The organism is Aeromonas sp. FDAARGOS 1416, from assembly GCF_019048085.1.
GTDB classification, from domain to species: Bacteria; Pseudomonadota; Gammaproteobacteria; order Enterobacterales; family Aeromonadaceae; genus Aeromonas; species Aeromonas veronii.
On record NZ_CP077301.1, the window covers coordinates 3,009,874 to 3,029,500 of the forward strand.

Here is a 19,627-nt window from a genome sequence, read left to right on the forward strand (position 1 = left end):
TGATTGGCACTTACGCCTTAAAACGGAAACAGCAGGGGCACCATCACAATCACCCCGAGGCTATAGGCCAGCGAGACCGGCAAGGCCAGCTTGAGGTAGTCCGGCATCTTGTAGTTGCCCGCGGCATAGACCATCAGGTTGGTCTGGTAGCCGTAGGGCAGGATAAAGCTGGAGCTGGCCCCGAACAGCACCGCCAGAATAAACGGCATGGTCGAGACATCCATGCTGAGCGCCAGCTGGTAACCCATGGGGAAGGCCAGTGCGGCGGCGGCGTTGTTGCTCATCAACTCGGTCAGCACCAACGTAAACACATAAATACCGATAAAGGCGATGATGGGGCTGGCACCGTTGAACTCCCCCATCAGCCAGTCGGCGATAAGCTTGGCCAGTCCGCTCTTTTCCAGCTGATCGGCGATGGCAAGAGCCCCGCCCACCACCAGCCAGATATCGAGCGGGAAGCGGCGGCGGATCTCGTCCAGGGTCAGAATGCGGGTCAGCAGCAGCGCCACCAGCATCAGCAGCAAGCCCTTGAACAGCGGCACCAGATCGAATACCGAGAGCGCCAGCACCCCGAGAAATCCCAGCACCACGGCGGCGCTGCGCTTGCCATCGAGACGGGTGGAAGCTTCCAGCCCGCTCACCACCACAAACTCCCGCCCCAGCGACTTGTTGCGGGCAAACTGGGGGCCGGGGGCCAGTAGCAGAGTGTCCCCTGCGTGCAGCTCAATCTGGCCGAGGCCACCGGTGAGCTGGGTTTCGCCGCGGCGCACCGCCAATACCACCGCATCGAAGTGGGTACGAAATTCCGCATCCTTGATGGTCTGACCCACCAGCCGCGAGCTGTGGCTAACGATCACCTCCACCAGATGCTGGCCGTTGAGGCGGTGCTGGCCGTAGAGATCCAGCCCCTTCATCTCCTGCAATACGCCGACGCTCTCCACATCGCCGCAAAACAGCAGCACGTCCCCTTCGTGCAGTTCGTGTTCAGGCTGCACCGGGCAGATCACCTGATCGCCGCGAATAATTTCCGCCAGATAGAGGCTTTTCAGGCTGCGCAGGCCGTTCTCCTTGACGCTGCGCCCCGCCAGCGGCGAACCGGCGCCCACCTTGGCTTCGAGAAAATAGCCGGATTCGCGGCTCATCTCGGTATCCTGCTCCGGCAGGTGACGAGCAAACAGCAGCACGGCCACCAGACCGGTCAGTAAGGTGCCCGCCCCCACCATAAAGAAGTCGAACATGCCGAGCGGCGGCGCCCCCATCTTGATGAGGAAGCTGTTGACGATCAGGTTGGTGGAGGTGCCGATCAGGGTCAGCACCCCGCCGAAGGTGGCCGCGAAGCACATGGGCAGCAGCAGCCGCGATGGCGCATGGTTGGGGTTGCGTTTGACCGCGCCCAGCATGGAGGCCACCACGGCGGTGTTGTTGACGAAGGCAGACAGGAAGGCGGTGGAGAACCACACCTTCACCAGCACCTTGTTGAATGAACCCGTGCCCACCAGATTGGCGAACCAGCTCATGATGCGGGTCTTCTCCACCGCCAGCGACACCAGCAGCAACAGCACCAGCGTCAGCAGGGCACTGTTGGTGTAGCCCGCCACCACGGCGTTGATATCCGCCAGCCCGCTCAGGTAGGTGATGAGCACGGCGCCCGAGAAGAGCAGCGCCGGGCGGAGTTTGCCCTGGATCAGCAGGGCCACGAGAGCAGCCAGCAGACCCAGCACCAGGAATTGTTGCCAGGTCATGGGCTTACTCCTTGCTTGTGTCGTTACCGATGGCAAGGGCTTGCCAGTGCGGGAAGTGCTTGCGCACCAGCGCGTTGAGCTCGATTTCGAACTCGCTGTAGTGCCCTTTTACTGCCTTGGCCGCCAAGCCTTCCACTATCATGCCGGCGCCGACGGTGACGTTGGTCAGCCGGTCGATCAGGATAAAGCTGCCGGTATCACGGATCTCCTGATACGGGTCAAACGCCACCGGGTCGGTGAGGCTCAGCTCGCACAGGCCGATCTCGTTGAGCTTGAGCTCGCTCGCAGGCAGTTCGTCCAGCTTGTTGATCTCGATGCGGTGGCGAATGGCCTCCACCTGACCGCGACTCTTCTTGGTGGCCAGTTTGACGTCGTAGACCCGACCCGGTTGCAGGGACTCCTCCCCCATCCAGACGATATGGGCCAGCACATTCTGGGTCACTTGCGGCTGCTTGGCCGCATCCACCAGCAGGTCGCCGCGGCTGATGTCGATCTCGTCGGCGAAGGTGACCGTGATGGCCTGACCCGGCAGGGCGTACTCCAGATCTCCGTCGAAGGTGACGATGCGGGTGACTGTGCTCTCCTTGCCCGACGGCAGCACCGCCAGCTTGTCGCCCACCCGCAGGATGCCGGAGGCGAGCGTGCCCGCGAAGCCGCGAAAATCGAGGTTGGGGCGGTTCACATACTGCACCGGCAGGCGCACCGGATGACGCTCCAGCTCGCGCTCAACCTCGGCAGACTCCAGCAGGGAGAGCAGGGTTTCGCCTTCGTACCAAGCCAGCTTGTCGCTCGGGTTGACCACGTTGTCGCCGTCCAGCGCCGAGACCGGCACGATATGGATGGTGTCGACGCTGAGCTTCTTGGCGAACTCGCGGTAGTCGGCACTGATGCGCTCGAACACCTCCTGACTGAACTCCACCAGATCCATCTTGTTGACCGCCACCACGAACTGCTTGATGCCGAGCAGGCTCGCAATAAAGCTGTGACGACGGGTCTGATCCAGCACGCCTTTGCGGGCGTCGATCAGGATGATGGCCAGATCGCAGGTGGAGGCGCCGGTGGCCATGTTGCGGGTGTACTGCTCGTGGCCCGGGGTATCCGAGATGATAAATTTGCGCTTGGCGGTGGAGAAATAGCGGTAGGCCACGTCAATGGTGATGCCCTGCTCGCGCTCCGCTTGCAGGCCGTCAACCAGCAGTGCCAGGTCCAGCTTCTCGCCGGTGGTGCCGAGCTTCTGGCTGTCGGACTCCAGCGCTTTGAGCTGATCTTCATAAATCTGCTGGGAGTCGTGCAGCAGGCGACCGATAAGGGTGCTCTTGCCGTCATCCACGCTGCCGCAGGTGAGAAAACGCAGCAGGCTCTTGTGCTGCTGGGCGTGCAGATAGGCTTCGATGCCCTGTTCGGTGATGGCGGTCTGAATATGGCTGTTCATGCTGACGACTCCTTAGAAATATCCCTGACGCTTCTTCTGCTCCATGGAGCCGGCCTGATCGTGGTCAATCAGCCGCCCTTGCCGCTCGCTCGAGGTGGTGAGCAGCATCTCTTCAATAATTTCCGGCAAGGTGGTGGCATCGGATTCGATGGCACCGGTCAACGGGTAGCAGCCGAGGGTACGGAAACGCACCAGCTCCTGCTTCACTTCGTCTTCCGGGCCGATGGGCATACGATCGTCATCCACCATGATCTTGATGCCGTTACGCTCCACCACCGGACGGTAAGCGGCGAAGTAGAGCGGCACTATGTCGATCTTTTCCAGATAGATGTATTGCCAGATATCCAGCTCGGTCCAGTTGGAGAGCGGGAACACCCGGATGCTCTCCCCCTTGTTGACCTGGCTGTTGTAGACGCGCCACAGCTCCGGACGCTGGTTCTTCGGATCCCAGCGGTGGGACTTGTCACGGAAGGAGTAGACCCGCTCCTTGGCGCGGGACTTCTCTTCATCGCGGCGCGCGCCACCGAATGCGGCATCGAAGCCGTATTTGTTGAGCGCCTGCTTGAGCCCCTCGGTCTTCATGATGTCGGTGTGCTTGCCGCTACCGTGGACGAAGGGGTTGATGCCCATGGCGAGCCCTTCCGGATTCTTGTGGACGATCAGATCCAGCCCGTACTTCTTAGCGGTCTCGTCGCGGAATTTGATCATCTCCTTGAACTTCCAGTCGGTGTCGACGTGGAGCAAGGGGAACGGGATCTTGCCCGGATAGAAGGCCTTGCGGGCCAGGTGCAGCATGACGGAGGAGTCCTTGCCGATGGAGTACATCATCACCGGGTTTTCAAATTCGGCAGCCACCTCGCGGATGATATGGATGCTCTCGGCTTCCAGCTGCTGCAAGTGCGTCAATCTTTCACGGTCCATGTTGGTCCTCGGGTCATTGCTTATGCGCCTGCTCGGGGCGCTGGGTGGTTCAGTGCGCGGCCGCGCTGGCAGCCGCATCAAATATCTCTTTCTCGGTCAGGCCAGCTGCACCAGCTTGAGGTCGCAGCCATCGAGACCCGGGTTAGCGCGCAGCTGCTCGCCGCCCTGCTCTCCAAACCAGGCCAGCCGATCGCGCAGGGCGACCACTTCGCCGATGACGATAAGCGACGGGCTCACCGCCTGTTTGGCCAGCTCCGCCAGATCCGCCAAGGTGCCGGTCAGCACCCGCTGGCGGGATGTGGTGCCGCGCTCGATGATGGCGATGGGGGTGGCTTGGCTTCTGCCGTGATCCACCAGCTGCTGCTGGATATGCTCGGAACGCATCAGCCCCATATAGATGACCAGGGTCTGACTGGTGGCGGCGAGCTGCTGCCAGTCGGGCTCCTTGCCCTCTTTTTGGCAGTGGCCGGTAATAAAGACGGCGCTCTGGGCGTAATCACGGTGGGTGAGTGGAATACCGGCATAGGCGGTGGCACCGGCAGCGGCCGTGATGCCGGGCACTACCGAGAAGGGGATTCCTTCATCGGCCAGCACTTCCAGCTCCTCGCCACCCCGGCCAAACATAAAGGGATCGCCCCCTTTCAGCCGCACTACCCGATTGCCCGCCTTGGCGTATTCCACCAGCAGGCGATTGGTCTCCTCCTGCGGCACGCTGTGGGCGCCCGCCTTCTTGCCGACCGACACCAGAGTGGCGTCGCGGCGCACCAGATCGAGGATCTCGGCGGAGACCAGCTGGTCGTAAAGCACCACTTCAGCCTGTTGAATCTGTTGCAGCGCCTTGAGGGTCAAGAGGCCCGGATCGCCGGGGCCCGCGCCGACCAGCACCACTTCTCCTACTTCGCTTTTCGCCTGATCGAGGCCATCGCTCAGCCACTGCTCGGCACCTTGCCAATCCTCTTTCTCAATCAGGCTGGCGAGGGTGTTGGAAGCAAAGGCGCGCTCCCAGAAGCGGCGACGATCGGAAATCGAGGAGAGCACCCGCTTGGCCTTGTCACGGACCCGACCGGAGAGATCGGTCAGCCCGCCAAGATGGCGCGGCAGCAGGCTCTCCAGCCGCTCGCGCAGCAGGCGCACCAGCACCGGCGCCTTGCCGCCGCTGGAGACCGCCACCATCAGCGGCGAGCGATCGATGATCGAGGGGAAGATAAAGCTGGAGCGCTTGGGGTCATCCACCACGTTGACGAACAGACCCAGCTGGTTGGCACTCTGATAAACCAGCGCATTGACTTCGAGGTTGTCGGTCGCCGCCACCACCAAAATCTGACCAGCCAGATGGGCCGGAGTGAAGCGCTCGGCAAGATGGGTGAAACGACCGGTGAATTCCGCAAATTCCGGTTCAAGCTCCGGGGAGACCAGGGTCAGCCGGGCACCGGCCGCCAGCAGCAGGCGCGCCTTGCGCAGGGCAACCTCGCCCCCGCCCACCAGCAGTACCGGGCGGCCTTCCAACTTGGCAAACATAGGTAAATAATCCATTTCGGCCCATCCCTCGGAACACGACTAATATGGGGCGACTATAGGCAGGGCAGCTTATCCCTCAAAATAATAAAAAATGCTTTTTAATGCGTTTTGGTAATTAGCAAAGCCGATTCATGACAAAGGCGTACGAAGTCACTTGTGGTACCTGACGCCAGACCATAGGCTAGGGACTGTGTTTCATAAGGAGCTAAATGATGAATGAATCATTGATTGTGCTAGGGATTTTCGTGTTCCTGGTGCTCGCCACCCTGAGCGCGGGCATCAAGATCGTGCCCCAGGGCTACAACTGGACGGTGGAGCGCTTCGGCCGCTACACCCGCACCCTGACCCCGGGTCTCAACCTGCTGATCCCCTACGTGGATAGGGTCGGCCACAAGATCATCATGATGGAGCAGGTGCTGGATATCCCGGCACAAGAGGTGATCTCCCGCGACAACGCCAACGTCACCATCGACGCCATCAGCTTTGTGCAGGTAGTGGATGCCCGCAAAGCGGGTTATGAGGTCAACGATCTCACCAGCGCCATCCGCAATCTCACCATGACCAATATGCGGACCGTGCTCGGTGCCATGGAGCTGGACGAGATGCTCTCCCAGCGCGACACCATCAACGAGAAGCTACTGCGCACCATGGATGCCGCCACCGCCCCCTGGGGTATCAAGGTGACCCGCATCGAGATTAAAGATGTGCGCCCGCCGCTGGCGCTGGTCGAAGCGATGAACGCCCAGATGAAGGCCGAGCGCCAGAAGCGGGCCGAGGTACTGGAAGCCGAAGGGGTGCGCCAGTCCAAAATCCTGAAAGCGGAAGGCGAAAAGCAGTCCCAGATCCTGAAAGCCGAAGGTGAGCGTCAGGCCGCCTTCCTCGCCGCCGAAGCGCGGGAGCGGGCTGCCGAGGCGGAAGCCAAGGCGACTCATATGGTTTCCCAGGCGATTGCGGAAGGAGACCTGCAGGCCATCAACTACTTCGTGGCCCAGAAATATACCGAGGCACTGGCCCGCATCGGTGAAGGCCCCAACAGCAAGATCATCATGATGCCGCTGGAAGCGGGCAGCCTGATTGGCTCGGTGGCTGGCATGGCCGAGCTGTTCAACAAAGATGGCAAGGGCAGCAAGTCATGACAGCCCTGTTAGAGGGGCTGACCCATTGGCACTGGCTGGGGCTCGGCTTCATTCTGCTGGCCATCGAGGTGCTCGGCTCGGTGGGCTTTTTGCTCTGGACCGGCATCGCCGCTCTGGAAGTGGGGCTACTGCTGCTGATCTGGCCCTTTGGCTGGCAGGCGCAGTTGCTGCTGTTTGCGGTGCAATCCCTGCTCACCACCTGGGCCTGGTGGCGCTGGCAGCACCAGCGTGACAACTCGGGTCAGGATGCCGCCAGCACCATCAACGAGCGGATGCAGAGCTATATGGGCCGCGAGCTGACCCTGCTGGATGATGTCGCCCAAGGCACCAGCCGGGTGCATCTGGACGATACGGTCTGGACGGTGCGCTGCGACGAGTCGCTACCTGCGGGCAGCAAGGTCAGGGTAGTGGGGGCTGACTCCCACATCCTGCTGGTTGAACCCCGCAACTGACGCAACTCTGCCATCGAGTCATAAAAAAGCCCGCGATCGCTCGCGGGCTTTTGTCTCTCTGGATGCCACTCAGGTACGCAGCCGATCGAGCTGACTGGCCAGCGCCGTGGCCGCTTGCTCCAGCGCTTCGCTCAGTTGATGGCTGGAGCTTGCCTCCTGCCCGATCACGTTGGCGGTATCGCCGATCCGCATCAAATTCTTGTTGATATCGTCACTGACGGCGCTCTGCTGCTCGGCGGCGGTGGCAACCTGACTGATGTGGTCGTGGATCTGCTGGATCTGGGCCACCACCCGATTGAGCGCCTCGAACGCCTGCTCGGTACCCTGCACCGTGGTGGTGGAGCGCTCGATGCCGGTATTCATCAGACGCTGGCTGCTGCTCACCTCAGTCTGCAAACTGCCAATCAGCTGGCCAATCTCGTCGGTCGATTCACGGGTCTTGTTGGCCAGCGCCCGTACCTCGTCTGCCACCACCGCAAAGCCACGGCCCATGTCCCCTGCCCGCGCCGCTTCGATGGCGGCATTGAGGGCCAGCAGGTTGGTCTGCTCGGCAATGGCGCGGATCACATCGAGGATCCGGCTGATATTGGTGCTGCGCTGGGCCACCAGCGCCACCGCTTTATCCGCCTCATGCATATCGCCGACCAGAGTATGGATCTCGTTGCGGGCATTGCTGAGGGTCTGCTGGGCGGTATTGATGTGGTGGGTCGCCGCTTCCGACTCCTGCGCAGCCTGCTCGGCATAACCCGCCACGCTGACTGCCGTGGTGCTCATCTGATGCATGGCGCTCACCACGCTCTCCAGCTCCAGATTCTGCTCGTCCAGACTACTGCGCATGGTGTCGGCGGTATGTTTCATCTCCCGCGCCTGCTGGTAGACCTGCTGACCGATCCCCTTGCTCATTTGCACCATGCCCCGCAGCTTGCCGAGGAAGGCATTGAGCTGGGACCCCAGATCGATCAGCTCCTGATGGGTGTCGATCTCCATCTGCTGGGTCAGGTCCCCCTCGTTGCTGGAGAGATGGCCCACATGGCGGCTGATAAGGGAAAGCGGCGCTGTGATGGTCTGAATAAACCAGACCAGCAAGCCCAGCACCAACAGGGTAATCCCGCCCATGGCGATGATCTGCTGCCGCTGGGCATCCACCAGCAGGGTGCCCAGTTCATTGCTGATGGCGTGCGCCTTGCTCAGCGCCAGCGCCTTGGGCACCTTGATCATCAACCACCACTGGGTATTGGCTGCCTCAACCCGGATGGGCTGATGAAGAATAAAGTCACTGTCGCTGCTGACAGGCTGACCGTCAGGCAGGGTCAGGCCCACCTCCTTGAGTGGACGGCCCAGCTTATCGGCATAGCGGTTGCTGCCCACAATCAACCCCATCTTGCTGACCAGGGTCACATCCGCCTTGTTGTCATAGAGGCTCTTGCCAAGGTTTTCAGCCAGTTGCTGGAAGATGGGCAGGTTCATATCCACCCCAGCCAGCCCGACAAATTTGCCGTCACGCAGCACGGGCACCGTCAGACTGGTCATCAGCATCTTGTTGCCTGGGCTGATTTCGTAGAGGTAGGGCTCCATCAGGCAAGGCTGGCGGGTATCGCGACCACAGAGATACCACTCGCTGTTGCGAATACCGAACTCGTTGAGGGAGGTATCAAACTTGGCCTCACTGGCGGCGGCGTCCACCGCTTGCTGAGCGACGGCCCCTCCCTGATCCTTGGTGAAATAGACCTCCAAACTCCCCTTGCCTGCCACCGAGTGGCTGGCCCCACCAAGCCAGTTGCCATCCTCGCCATCGTAGCCATCCGGTTCAAACTGGGCGTAGATGGAGCTGATCCCGCTCGCCTGCTGCAGGCTGCTGCCGAGCAGAGACTCCACTTGGGGTCGCGACAAGCGCAGTTCCGGTTTGGCCATACCGGCTTCAATCTGGGCGGTCACGGTCAGGGGGACCTGATAGGAGTTCTGCATCAGCGAGGCAATCTGGATGGCATAGCGTTCTGCCTGATACTGCAGGCTGCGGGAGACCTCCTCTTCCAGTGCATCGCTGGTCTGGGTCATCACCATGTTTCGAAGGGAGCTGAAAGAGGCCGATTGCAACAGGGTCATGGCCAGCCCGGTCAGCAAAAACAGCCCCATGGTAAGGCACAACAACTTGAACTTGAGGGAACGTTGCTTCATGCGACAACTCCTTATGGCAGAATAACAACGAATTACTTGAGTATATTCGCCCACTTGCGCTTCACCCGATTTGTTGATGGGTTTGTGGCAGGCTTCTGGTTATAATTTTTGCCTTCCCGAGCGTTGATGGAACAGTCGCAATGAGCAATGCACTGAGCAGTGTCCCGCCGGTAGTCGCAATGGACTACCCCTTTCCGGCCAAACCTCTTCCCCTGAGTGCCGAGCAGAGAACGACCTTGACCACAGAAATCAAGGCGCTGCTCAAGGAGCGCAAGGCGGTACTGGTCGCCCATTACTACACGGATCCCGAGATCCAGGCGCTGGCCGAAGCCACCGGCGGTTTCGTCGGTGACTCGCTGGAGATGGCCCGCTTTGGCCGCGATCATGAGGCACAAACCCTGATCGTCGCCGGGGTACGTTTCATGGGGGAAACCTCCAAGATCCTGAGCCCCCACAAGCGGGTGCTGATGCCGACTCTGGAGGCCGAATGCTCCCTCGATCTGGGCTGCCCCATCGAGCAGTTCTCCGCGTTCTGCGATGCCAACCCGGATCATATCGTGGTGGTCTATGCCAATACCTCGGCTGCGGTCAAAGCACGGGCTGACTGGGTGGTGACCTCCAGCATAGCGCTCGAGATCGTCGAACACCTCGACAGTCTGGGTCACAAGATCATCTGGGGCCCGGATCGTCATCTGGGTGCCTATATCGAGAAGAAGACCGGGGCGCAGATGCTGCGCTGGCAAGGCCACTGCATCGTCCACGACGAGTTCAAGGCCCGCGCCCTGCGCGAGCTGAAAGAGCAGAATCCGGACGCCGCTGTGCTGGTTCATCCGGAATCCCCCGCCTCGGTGATCGAGCTGGCCGATGCGGTGGGCTCCACCAGTCAGCTGATCAAGGCAGCCAAGGAGCTGCCCCAGCAGAAGCTGATCGTGGCGACCGATCGGGGCATCTTCTACAAGATGCAGCAGGCCTGTCCGGAGAAAGAGATGGTGGAAGCACCGACCGGTGGCGATGGCGCTACCTGCCGCAGCTGCGCCCACTGCCCCTGGATGGCGATGAACGGTCTGGTGGCGATCAAGGAGGCCCTCACCGATGGTGCCGAGCGCCACGAGATCCATGTCGACGAAGATCTGCGGGTCAAAGCCTTGATCCCCCTCGACCGGATGCTCAATTTCGCCGCCGAACTCAAGCTCAAGACCCAGGGCAACGCCTGATTGCCGCCGTCACCAGATGCAAAGAGGGCTCCCGCGGGAGCCCTCTTTATTTATCTGAACCTCATCCAACTCAGATGATTACGGTGGAGAGACTGTGCTCTTCATCCGGCGCAACGGTCACACCCGCCTCACCAGCGATAGCCGCTTCGACGCAGAGCATGGTGCGATAGCCATCGTCGCTCATGTCGGCCATGGCGGTGGCCCCTTCCAGCCAGGGGGTCCAGACCACCACGCTGTCGTGGTTGCCACTGACAACCCGGGCCTCGCGCTCACCATCCAGCACCTTCACCAGCGCCTCTGGCTGCCAGTACACCCGATCCAGTGGCCCGCTCAGGGTCAATGCCCCCTGCTGCTTGGCATCCTGTCCGGTCAGCTTGTCGGCATAGGGCTCGCCCAGGCCGGTGACGCTTACCGCCTCTGGTGCGCTGATCTGCAAATAGGTGTGCAGCGCACCGCTATAGGTCAACGGCTGAGCACCTGTGTTGCGAGTGGTCAGCACCAGCGAAAGCTCTTTGCCCACCAGCACGTCCAGCTCCAGTTCGAAGGCGTGATCCCACAGGGCACGGGTCGCATCGCTGTCGCGCAGGGAAAGATGAACAAGCGTGCCGTCAGCGTGATCGGAGACCCCATCCAGCATCCAGAGGGTGGTACGGGCAAAACCGTGGGAGGGCTTGCCGCTACCGACGCGGGCGGGCGCCGGGCCAAACCATGGCCAGCAGATCGGGATACCACCGCGAACAGGCTTGCTGCCATCCAGCACCGCCTTGTCACTCAGCCAGATGGAGGCCGGCTCGCCATGACGCTGATAGCTCAGCACATGGGCGCCAAACAGGCTGATCTCGGCCTTGGCATAGTCGTTATTAATGGTGAGAACCGGCAGACCGGCCGCATTGTTGGCAAGCTTGCAATTGGCTGTCAGGGGACGAATGGATTGCATGTGGACTCCTGTCATCAGGGGAAACCGAAAAACAAAAAGGCGGCCAATGGCCGCCTTTTTCAAGCTACGCGATTGCGCATCCCAAATTACTTGGAGATGTGAGCGATCAGGTCCAGAACTTTGCTGGAGTAGCCCATTTCGTTGTCGTACCAGGATACAACTTTAACGAATTTGTCGTTCAGCTGGATACCAGCCTTGGCGTCGAATACGGAGGTCTGACGCTCACCCAGGAAGTCGGTAGATACAACTTCGTCTTCGGTGTAGCCCAGAACGCCTTTCATAGCGCCTTCGGAAGCAGCTTTCATCGCTTCGCAGATTTCTGCGTAGGTGGCAGCTTTCTTCAGGTTAACGGTCAGGTCAACAACAGACACGTCCGGAGTCGGAACACGGAAAGCCATACCAGTCAGCAGGCCTTTCAGTTCCGGGATAACTACGCCAACAGCTTTGGCAGCACCGGTAGAGGACGGAATGATGTTCTGAGCCGCGCCGCGGCCACCGCGCCAGTCTTTGGCAGACGGACCATCAACGGTCTTCTGGGTAGCAGTGGTAGCGTGAACGGTGGTCATCAGACCGGATTCGATACCGAAGGTGTCGTTCAGTACTTTGGCGATCGGAGCCAGGCAGTTGGTGGTGCAGGAAGCGTTGGAAACGATGTCCTGGCCAGCATAGGTAGCGTGGTTAACGCCCATTACGAACATCGGGGTCGCGTCTTTGGACGGGCCAGTCAGAACAACTTTCTTGGCACCGGCAGCGATGTGCTTGCGAGCAGTCTCGTCGGTCAGGAACAGACCGGTAGCTTCGGCAACAACGTCAACACCGATTTCGTTCCAACGCAGGTTGGCCGGGTCACGCTCAGCGGTAACACGTACGGTTTTGCCGTTTACAACCAGGTTGCCGTCTTTAACTTCAACGGTACCCTTGAAACGACCGTGGGTAGAGTCGTACTTCAGCATGTAAGCCATGTAGTCAACATCGATCAGGTCGTTGATACCAACAACTTCGATGTCAGAACGCTCGCAAGCCAGACGGAATACGAAACGACCGATACGGCCAAAACCGTTAATACCTACTTTGATAGTCATATTTAGTTACCTAACTGTTCAGTAGTCAAAGAAAATTCCGCTTGTAAATTTACTAGAACTCTCCGGTGAGTCAACCAACATTCTGTCTGAAATTGCGCTATATCATGAAAAACTGTGAAATTAATTTTCTGTTTATGTAACTGATTACCACGTTTTGACGAAAAAAGTGCCAGATCGTGGCATCGCGCAGATATCAACAATAGTGCCTACTCGGTCACACAACCATTCACTGAGATATGTAAAAATGTGCGCGGTTTAGCATGGCCAAAGAGCCACTGTTCAAGTACCACCCCATAAAAATCAAACAAAATAGTATAGATAGAATCCACAGCGGGAATTCTCAAACTATGACCACCCTGATTGAACAGCTGGCTGCCGCAAAAGGTATCGCCAGTGAGTATGTCGATGCCTGGGGCCACCCGGCCCAGGTATCCGAAGAGAGCAAGGCCGCCATGCTGGGCGCCATGGGCTACCGCGTCGATGACGAGGCCGCACTGGTGCAGCAGTTGGAAGAGGAGCATCGCCAGCACTGGCTGCGGGCGCTGGATCCTGTGATGGTGGTTCGCACCGGCGACGCCGTTACCCTTGAGGTTCGCCTCCCCATCGAATTCGTCAACGACGCCCTCACCTGGCAGCTCCAGCAGGAGCAGGGTGCAGTGCTGTCCGGTCAATTCACCCCCATCGAGGGTGAGCTGGTCGGCGTGGCCGAATTTGAAGAGATGGAGTGCCAGGCCTATCGCGTCACGCTGGAGATGGCCCCTGAGCTGGGTTATCACCAGTTGGTACTGCTGGAAGAGGGCAATGAAGAGCCGCTGGCCACCATGCGCCTCATCGTTGCCCCCAAGGCCTGCTACAAGCAGGCGCCGATTGCCAATGGCCGCAAGGTATGGGGCCCCAGCGTGCAGCTCTACTGCCTGCGCAGCCGCCACAACTGGGGTATCGGTGATTTCAGCGATCTGGGCCAGCTGGTTGAGAAAGCGGCCGCCTGGGGGGCCCACTTCGTCGGCCTCAACCCTATCCACGCCCTCTATCCGGCCAATCCGGAGAGCGCCAGTCCCTACAGCCCCTCTTCCCGTCGCTGGCTCAACGTGGCCTATATCAATGTGGAAGCGGTGCCCGAATTCCAGCAGAGCGATCGCCTGAAAGCGGAAGTGGCAAGCCCTGCCTTCCAGCAACATCTGGCCGACCTGCGCGCCAAAGAGAACGTCGATTACACCGGCGTGATCCAGACCAAACTCGGCATGCTGCGTCAGGTGTTCGACGAAGCCAGCCTTGGCGCCGAGCGTCAGGCTGCCTTTGATGCCTTCGTGGCCGCCGGTGGCGACAGCCTGCAACAGCAGGCAGCATTTGATGCCCTGCAGGCCCACTTCTATGCCAAAGGCGAAAATGCCTGGGGCTGGCCGGTATGGCCGCAGGAGCTGCGCGATTACCACAACCCTGCCGTTGCCGCCTGGATGGCAGAGCACCCGCAAGATGTCAACTTCTACCTCTATCTGCAGTTCCTAGCTGATGAGCAATTGGCGCAAGCCGATGCCCGTGCCAAGGCTGCCGGCATGGTGATGGGTATCTACCGGGATCTGGCGGTGGGCGTCTCCGAAGGCTCCACCGAGATCTGGGCCAATCAGGATCTCTACTGCCCGAAAGCCTCGGTCGGTGCGCCGCCCGATATTCTCGGCCCGCTCGGTCAGAACTGGGGCCTGCCCCCGATGAACCCGAACAAGCTGTTCGAAGCGGCCTATCAGCCGATGGTGGACTTGTTCCGTGCCAACATGCGCTCATGCGGCGCACTGCGTATCGACCACGTGATGGCCTTGCTGCGCCTGTGGTGGGTACCGCCAGGAGCGTCCGCCGCCAAGGGCGCCTACATCTACTATCCGGTCAACGATCTGCTGGGCATTCTGGCCCTCGAATCCCACCGCAATCAGTGCCTGCTGATCGGCGAAGATCTGGGTACCGTGCCGGAGGGGATCGACGTGACCCTGAAAGAGAACGGCGTTCACTCCTACAAGGTGTTCTTCTTCGAGCGCTCCAAGGAAGATGGCGGCTTTATCTCCCCGGCGCACTACACCGAGCAGGCGATGTCGGCCCTGACCACTCACGACATGCCGACCCTCAAGGGCTTCTGGCACTGCGATGATCTGGCGCTCGGCCGTCAACTGGGTCTGTATCCGGATGAAGATGTTTTGAAGACTCTGTATGCTGATCGTCACCAGGCCAAACAGCGGATCCTCGACAGCTTGCATGCCCACAAGGTCATCTCTGACAACATCAGTCATGACGTGAACTGGGTCGGCATGAACACCGAACTCAACCACGGTCTGCAGATCCACATGTCCCGCGGCAGCTGCGCCCTGTTCAGTACCCAGCTGGAAGATTGGCTGGAGATGGACAAGCCGGTCAACGTACCGGGCACCAGTTACGAATACCCCAACTGGCGCCGCAAGCTCTCCGCTGATCTGGAAGATATTTTTGCCAATGAGGCACTCAAGGCACTGGCTGGCAAGATGAGCCAAGCCCGTGATGAGGCCAGTCGTTGAGACGCAGTCTCCCACAGCGCTCTCACCTAAATCCACTCCGGCTTCGGCCGGAGTGGATGCTCTGTCATGAAAGGAAATCTCGATGCTCGTTGAACGTTTGGTTGCTGCCCGCTGTTCCGATCCCTTCTCTCACTTAGGCCTGCAGGCCAATCCGGATGGGCCAGGCCTCAAACTGACCGCCTGGTTGCCTGATGCCCTCGAAGTCCGCGTCAAGGATCTCAAGTCGGGCAAAGTCGTTGCCACCCTGGCGCCCACCGATGAATCGGGTCTTTTTGAAACTGTTTTCACCCGCCGCAAAAACTCCTTCCCCTATCAGCTGATCGCCAGCTACCAAGATGCCACTACCGAGGTTATCGACCCCTATCAGTTTCAGGATGCCGCCTGGGCAGGCCTGGCCGAACTGACTGCCCAGCCGGAAAACCTCTACCACACCCTTGGCGCCCAGCTGCGCACCGTGGAGCATCTTGGCCAGCAGGTGGAAGGGGTGCGTTTTGCGGTCTATGCACCGAGCGCCACCGCCGTGAGCCTCATCGGCGATTTCAACTTCTGGGATGGCCGCCGCCATCCGATGCAGCGCAGCCTCTGCGGTCACTGGGTGCTGTTTGTGCCGGGCCTCAAGGCCGGGGATCGCTACAAGTTCGAGCTCAAGGACCCCATGGGCAACCGGCTGCCCCACAAGAGCGACCCTGTAGGTTTCTACAGTGAGCAGTATCCGTCGTTCGCCTCCGTGGTCTATGACCACGCCCAGTACCAGTGGCAGGATGCCGAGTGGATTGCCAGCCAGCACAACGACAAGCGTGAGCAACCCCTATCCATCTATGAGCTGCACGTCGGCTCCTGGAAGCGCCACCCCAACGGCGACAGCCTGAGCTGGCGCGAGCTGGCAGTGGAGCTGGTCGCCTACGTCAAGGAGATGGAGTACACCCACATCGAGCTGCTGCCGGTCTCCGAGCACCCCTTCAGCGGCTCCTGGGGCTACCAGCCTGTGGGCATGTTCTCCCCCACCAGCCGCTACGGCACCGCTGATGATTTCAAATACTTCGTCGACCAGTGCCACCAGGCCGGCATCGGCATCATTCTGGACTGGGTACCCGCCCACTTCCCGTCCGATGCCCACGGCCTGGCCCGTTTCGACGGCACCCCGCTCTACGAATATGAAGATCCGCGCCGTGGCTGGCACCCGGACTGGAACTCCTACATCTACGACTTTGGCCGCGACACAGTGCGCCAGTTCCTGGTGGCGAGCGCCCTGTTCTGGCTCGACAAGTTCCACATCGACGGCCTGCGGGTGGATGCGGTTGCCTCCATGCTCTATCTGGACTACTCCCGCAACGCCGGTGAGTGGGTACCGAACGTCGATGGCGGCAACCACAACTACGAGGCGATCAGCCTGCTCAAGTGGACCAACGAGGAGGTCTACGGCAAGTATCCCCACGCCATGACCATAGCCGAAGAGTCCACCGCCTTTGCCGGTGTCTCCCGCCCCACCTTCCTCGGCGGCCTCGGCTTTGGCTTCAAGTGGAATATGGGCTGGATGCACGACACCCTCACCTATATGCAGAAAGAGCCGATCCACCGCCGCTACCACCACAATGACATGACCTTCTCCATGGTTTACCACTATGACGAGAACTTCATCCTGTCGCTCTCCCACGACGAGGTGGTGCACGGCAAGCACTCCATGCTCTACAAGATGCCGGGTGACGAGTGGCAGCAGGCTGCCAACCTGCGCGCCTACATGGGCTTCATGTACGCCCACCCGGGCAAGAAGCTCAACTTCATGGGCACCGAAATCGCTCAGAGCAACGAGTGGAACCACGATGCCCAGCTGCCGTGGCACCTGCTGCAATATCCCAAACATGCCGGTCAGCAGCGGCTGATCCACGATCTCAACCACCTCTACCGTCATGAGCCTGCCTTGTATCAGGCCGATTATGAGCAGACCGGCTTCCGCTGGCTGGATCACAACGATGCCGACAACAGCATCTTTGCTTGGCTGCGGGCGGACAAAGAGGGCAAGCAGACTATTGTGGTGGCCTGCAACTTCACCCCGGTGCCCCGTCTCGAATATCGGATCGGCGTCCCAGCTGCGGGCCACTATCGGGTGGTGCTCAACACCGACAGCGAGTATTACTGGGGTAGTAACTATGATGTAGGTCTGGTGTTCGCTGCCGAGCCGACCCCCTGGCAGGGGATGGCACACAGCATAGTGCTGGATCTGCCGCCGCTGGCGACCTTGTTTATCAAACAGGAGTCTTGATGCTTGTAATGGAAAAAGGGGTGGGCCACCCGCTGGGGGCCCGCCTTGACGAGAACGGTTGCCACTTCTGCGTCTGGGCCCCCCAGTCGGACAAGGTGGAGATCTGCCTGTACGACGAGCAGGAGCAGGAGCTGATGCGGCTGGAGTTGCCCGGCCGCCGTGGCCAGTATCGCTTTGGCTACGTGCGCGGTGTAAAGGCCGGTCAGCGCTACGGCTATCGGGTCTATGGCACCCCGCAGGAGGGGATGTTGTTCGATCCGCAAAAACTGCTCATCGACCCCTACGCCAGGGCGCTCAGTCGTCCCACCTACTGGGATGAAGCCCTCTATCAGGGGGACAGTGCCGGGATGATTGCCAAGTCGGTGGTAGTGGATGACAGTTTTGACTGGCAAGGGGTTGGCAAACCCGGGATCAGCCCGGCCCGCACCATTATCTACGAGACCCACGTCAAGGGCTTTACCAAGCAGCACCCGGGGATCCCCAAAGCGCTGCAGGGCACCTACCTTGGCATCAGTCATCCGCTGGTTATCGAGCATATGAAGAGCCTCGGCATCACCTCGGTGCAGCTGATGCCGGTGGCCGCCTTCATGTCGGAACCGCGACTGGAGCAGCTGGGACTGACCAACTACTGGGGCTACAACCCCATTGCCTTCTTCGCCCCGGAGCCTCGTTACAGCACCCGAGCAGACGAGGCGGTGACCGAGTTCAAGACCATGGTGCGCGAGCTGCACCGGGCCGGGCTCGAGGTGATTCTGGATGTGGTCTACAACCACACTGCCGCCTCGGGCTTCGACGGCCCCACCCTCTCGTTCAAGGGCTTTGACAACGCCGGTTACTACGCCTTCGAAGCGGGCCCCCACGGCCCCGACTACACCCGTCACGCCAACGTGACCGGTTGTGGCAACAGCGTCAATCTGGATCACCCCAACACCCTGCGGCTGGTGCTCGATGCCCTGCGCTACTGGGTCACCGAGATGCAGGTGGATGGCTTCCGTTTCGATCTGGCGGTGACGCTGGCGCGGGAAGCGGGGGAGTTCGAGCCCATGGGCGCCTTCTTCAAAGCCGTGATGGCCGACCCAGTGCTGTCACAGGTCAAGCTCATCGCCGAACCCTGGGATATCGGCCCCTTCGGCTACCGGCTGGGTCAATTCCCGAGCCAGTGGCAGGAGATCAATGACCGCTATCGCGATACTGTGCGTGCCTTCTGGCGCGGTGATGCGGGCAAGATGGGGGACTTTGCCACCCGCTTGGTAGGCTCGCGGGATATCTTCCCGAAAAACTGGCGCTCCCCCCACACCAGCGTCAACTACCTCTGCTATCACGACGGTTTCACCCTGGAGGATCTGGTCTCCTACAACCAGCGCCACAATCAGGCCAACGGTGAGGACAATCGCGATGGCCACGGCAACAACCTCTCCTATAACCACGGGGTAGAGGGGCCGACCCTGGATCCGCGGGTCAACAGCCTGCGCCAGCAGCAGAAGCGCAATCTGATTGCCACCCTGCTGCTCTCCCAAGGTACTCCCCACTTCCTCGCCGGGGACGAGATGGGCCGCAGCCAGCTTGGCAACAACAACGCCTACTGTCAGGACAACCAGATCAGCTGGGTCAACTGGCAGTGGCGGCCGGAGGATGAGCGGCTGTTCGCCTTCACCCAGCAGATGATGGCGCTGCGGGCGGAGTCCTGCGTCTTTTCCAACCTGCAACTGAGCGACGACAGTTGGAATGGCACCCCGTCCAGCTGCCATCAGGTCAACTGGTATCACCCGGACGGCCACCAGCTCACCGATCAGGATTGGCACGCCCCCATGGGGCAGGCGTTCGCCATGGATATCGGCATGATCAACTGTGTCGGCGAGCGCTGGTACGTGCTGTTCAACGCCAGCGACTACGATATCCAGTTCCGCCTGCCGCCGCCGGGGGAAGGGCTGGAGTGGATCCAGACCATCGACACCGCCACCAACGATGGGCTGCCCTTCCTGCCCGATGACATCAAACGGCAGGTGGCGGTCGGCCGGGCCCACTCCCTCAAACTGCTGGAGCGGGTGGCGCTGGCCAGCACGGCGGAGGATGCCCAGCCACCGCAGCAGGAAATTCTCCCTGCATCCGGTGAGGAGATGGTTGCCACCTCGATCACAGATACAGGCAAAGCATAAGAGGCATGCTGGAGTCAGCTTTACGGAGCCGCTATGCTGGGCTCCGGTATGGATGGCAAGGAGTC

The 19,627-nt window shown here is 60.5% G+C and carries 13 protein-coding genes; 6 read left to right on the forward strand and 7 right to left on the reverse strand.

What is annotated here, in order from left to right; genetic code table 11:
- Positions 1–17: 17 nt before the first annotated feature.
- The 4 genes from I6L46_RS13410 to cysG form a co-directional block, all read right to left on the reverse strand.
- Positions 18–1,742 carry an SLC13 family permease gene (locus I6L46_RS13410; protein ID WP_005362933.1) on the reverse strand — a complete coding sequence of 575 codons (1,725 nt, stop codon included), beginning with the start codon at positions 1,740–1,742 and terminating at the stop codon, positions 18–20.
- A gap of 4 nt (positions 1,743–1,746) precedes the next feature.
- Positions 1,747–3,174 (reverse strand): sulfate adenylyltransferase subunit CysN, encoded by a 1,428-nt coding sequence (gene cysN / locus I6L46_RS13415; RefSeq protein WP_201911761.1) that lies wholly within the window; start codon positions 3,172–3,174, stop codon positions 1,747–1,749.
- 12 nt (positions 3,175–3,186) lie between these two features.
- Positions 3,187–4,119, reverse strand: coding sequence for a sulfate adenylyltransferase subunit CysD (gene cysD, locus I6L46_RS13420; RefSeq protein ID WP_323137704.1), 933 nt, complete (start codon positions 4,117–4,119; stop codon positions 3,187–3,189).
- A 72-nt stretch (positions 4,120–4,191) separates the two neighbouring features.
- Positions 4,192–5,628, reverse strand: a complete 1,437-nt coding sequence (gene cysG / locus I6L46_RS13425; protein WP_216975936.1) for a siroheme synthase CysG — start codon at positions 5,626–5,628, stop codon at positions 4,192–4,194.
- A 197-nt stretch (positions 5,629–5,825) separates the two neighbouring features.
- On the opposite strand from cysG, the gene I6L46_RS13430 reads away from it, so the two are divergent.
- Positions 5,826–6,749 (forward strand): SPFH domain-containing protein, encoded by a 924-nt coding sequence (locus tag I6L46_RS13430; protein WP_005335703.1) that lies wholly within the window; start codon positions 5,826–5,828, stop codon positions 6,747–6,749.
- Positions 6,746–7,201 carry an NfeD family protein gene (locus tag I6L46_RS13435; RefSeq protein WP_005354718.1) on the forward strand — a complete coding sequence of 152 codons (456 nt, stop codon included), beginning with the start codon at positions 6,746–6,748 and terminating at the stop codon, positions 7,199–7,201. The genes I6L46_RS13430 and I6L46_RS13435 overlap by 4 nt, the downstream gene beginning before the upstream one ends.
- A 69-nt stretch (positions 7,202–7,270) precedes the next feature.
- Here I6L46_RS13435 and I6L46_RS13440 read toward each other — a convergent pair whose 3' ends face one another.
- Positions 7,271–9,376 (reverse strand): methyl-accepting chemotaxis protein, encoded by a 2,106-nt coding sequence (locus tag I6L46_RS13440; RefSeq protein WP_216975938.1) that lies wholly within the window; start codon positions 9,374–9,376, stop codon positions 7,271–7,273.
- Between the two features lie 140 nt (positions 9,377–9,516).
- On the opposite strand from I6L46_RS13440, the gene nadA reads away from it, so the two are divergent.
- The gene (nadA, locus tag I6L46_RS13445; protein ID WP_058056600.1) at positions 9,517–10,590 is read left to right on the forward strand and encodes a quinolinate synthase NadA; all 1,074 of its coding nucleotides are present in this window, start codon (positions 9,517–9,519) and stop codon (positions 10,588–10,590) included.
- A 70-nt stretch (positions 10,591–10,660) separates the two neighbouring features.
- Here nadA and I6L46_RS13450 read toward each other — a convergent pair whose 3' ends face one another.
- Together I6L46_RS13450 and gap are read right to left on the reverse strand one after the other, a co-directional pair.
- A complete protein-coding gene (locus I6L46_RS13450; RefSeq protein WP_216975940.1) occupies positions 10,661–11,527 on the reverse strand; it encodes a D-hexose-6-phosphate mutarotase in 867 nt (288 codons plus the stop codon).
- Between the two features lie 86 nt (positions 11,528–11,613).
- A complete protein-coding gene (gene gap / locus I6L46_RS13455; RefSeq protein ID WP_216975942.1) occupies positions 11,614–12,609 on the reverse strand; it encodes a type I glyceraldehyde-3-phosphate dehydrogenase in 996 nt (331 codons plus the stop codon).
- Positions 12,610–12,956: 347 nt separating this feature from the next.
- Here gap and malQ point away from each other — a divergent pair, with 347 nt between their 5' ends.
- The 3 genes from malQ (at position 12,957) to glgX (ending at position 19,562) form a co-directional block, all read left to right on the forward strand.
- Positions 12,957–15,146, forward strand: a complete 2,190-nt coding sequence (gene malQ, locus I6L46_RS13460; protein WP_216975944.1) for a 4-alpha-glucanotransferase — start codon at positions 12,957–12,959, stop codon at positions 15,144–15,146.
- An 82-nt stretch (positions 15,147–15,228) separates the two neighbouring features.
- On the forward strand, positions 15,229–17,406 hold the full coding sequence (gene glgB, locus I6L46_RS13465; protein WP_216975946.1) for a 1,4-alpha-glucan branching protein GlgB: 2,178 nt from the start codon (positions 15,229–15,231) through the stop codon (positions 17,404–17,406).
- A complete protein-coding gene (gene glgX, locus I6L46_RS13470) occupies positions 17,406–19,562 on the forward strand; it encodes a glycogen debranching protein GlgX (RefSeq protein ID WP_005354729.1) in 2,157 nt (718 codons plus the stop codon). The genes glgB and glgX overlap by 1 nt, the downstream gene beginning before the upstream one ends.
- Positions 19,563–19,627 lie beyond the last annotated feature (65 nt).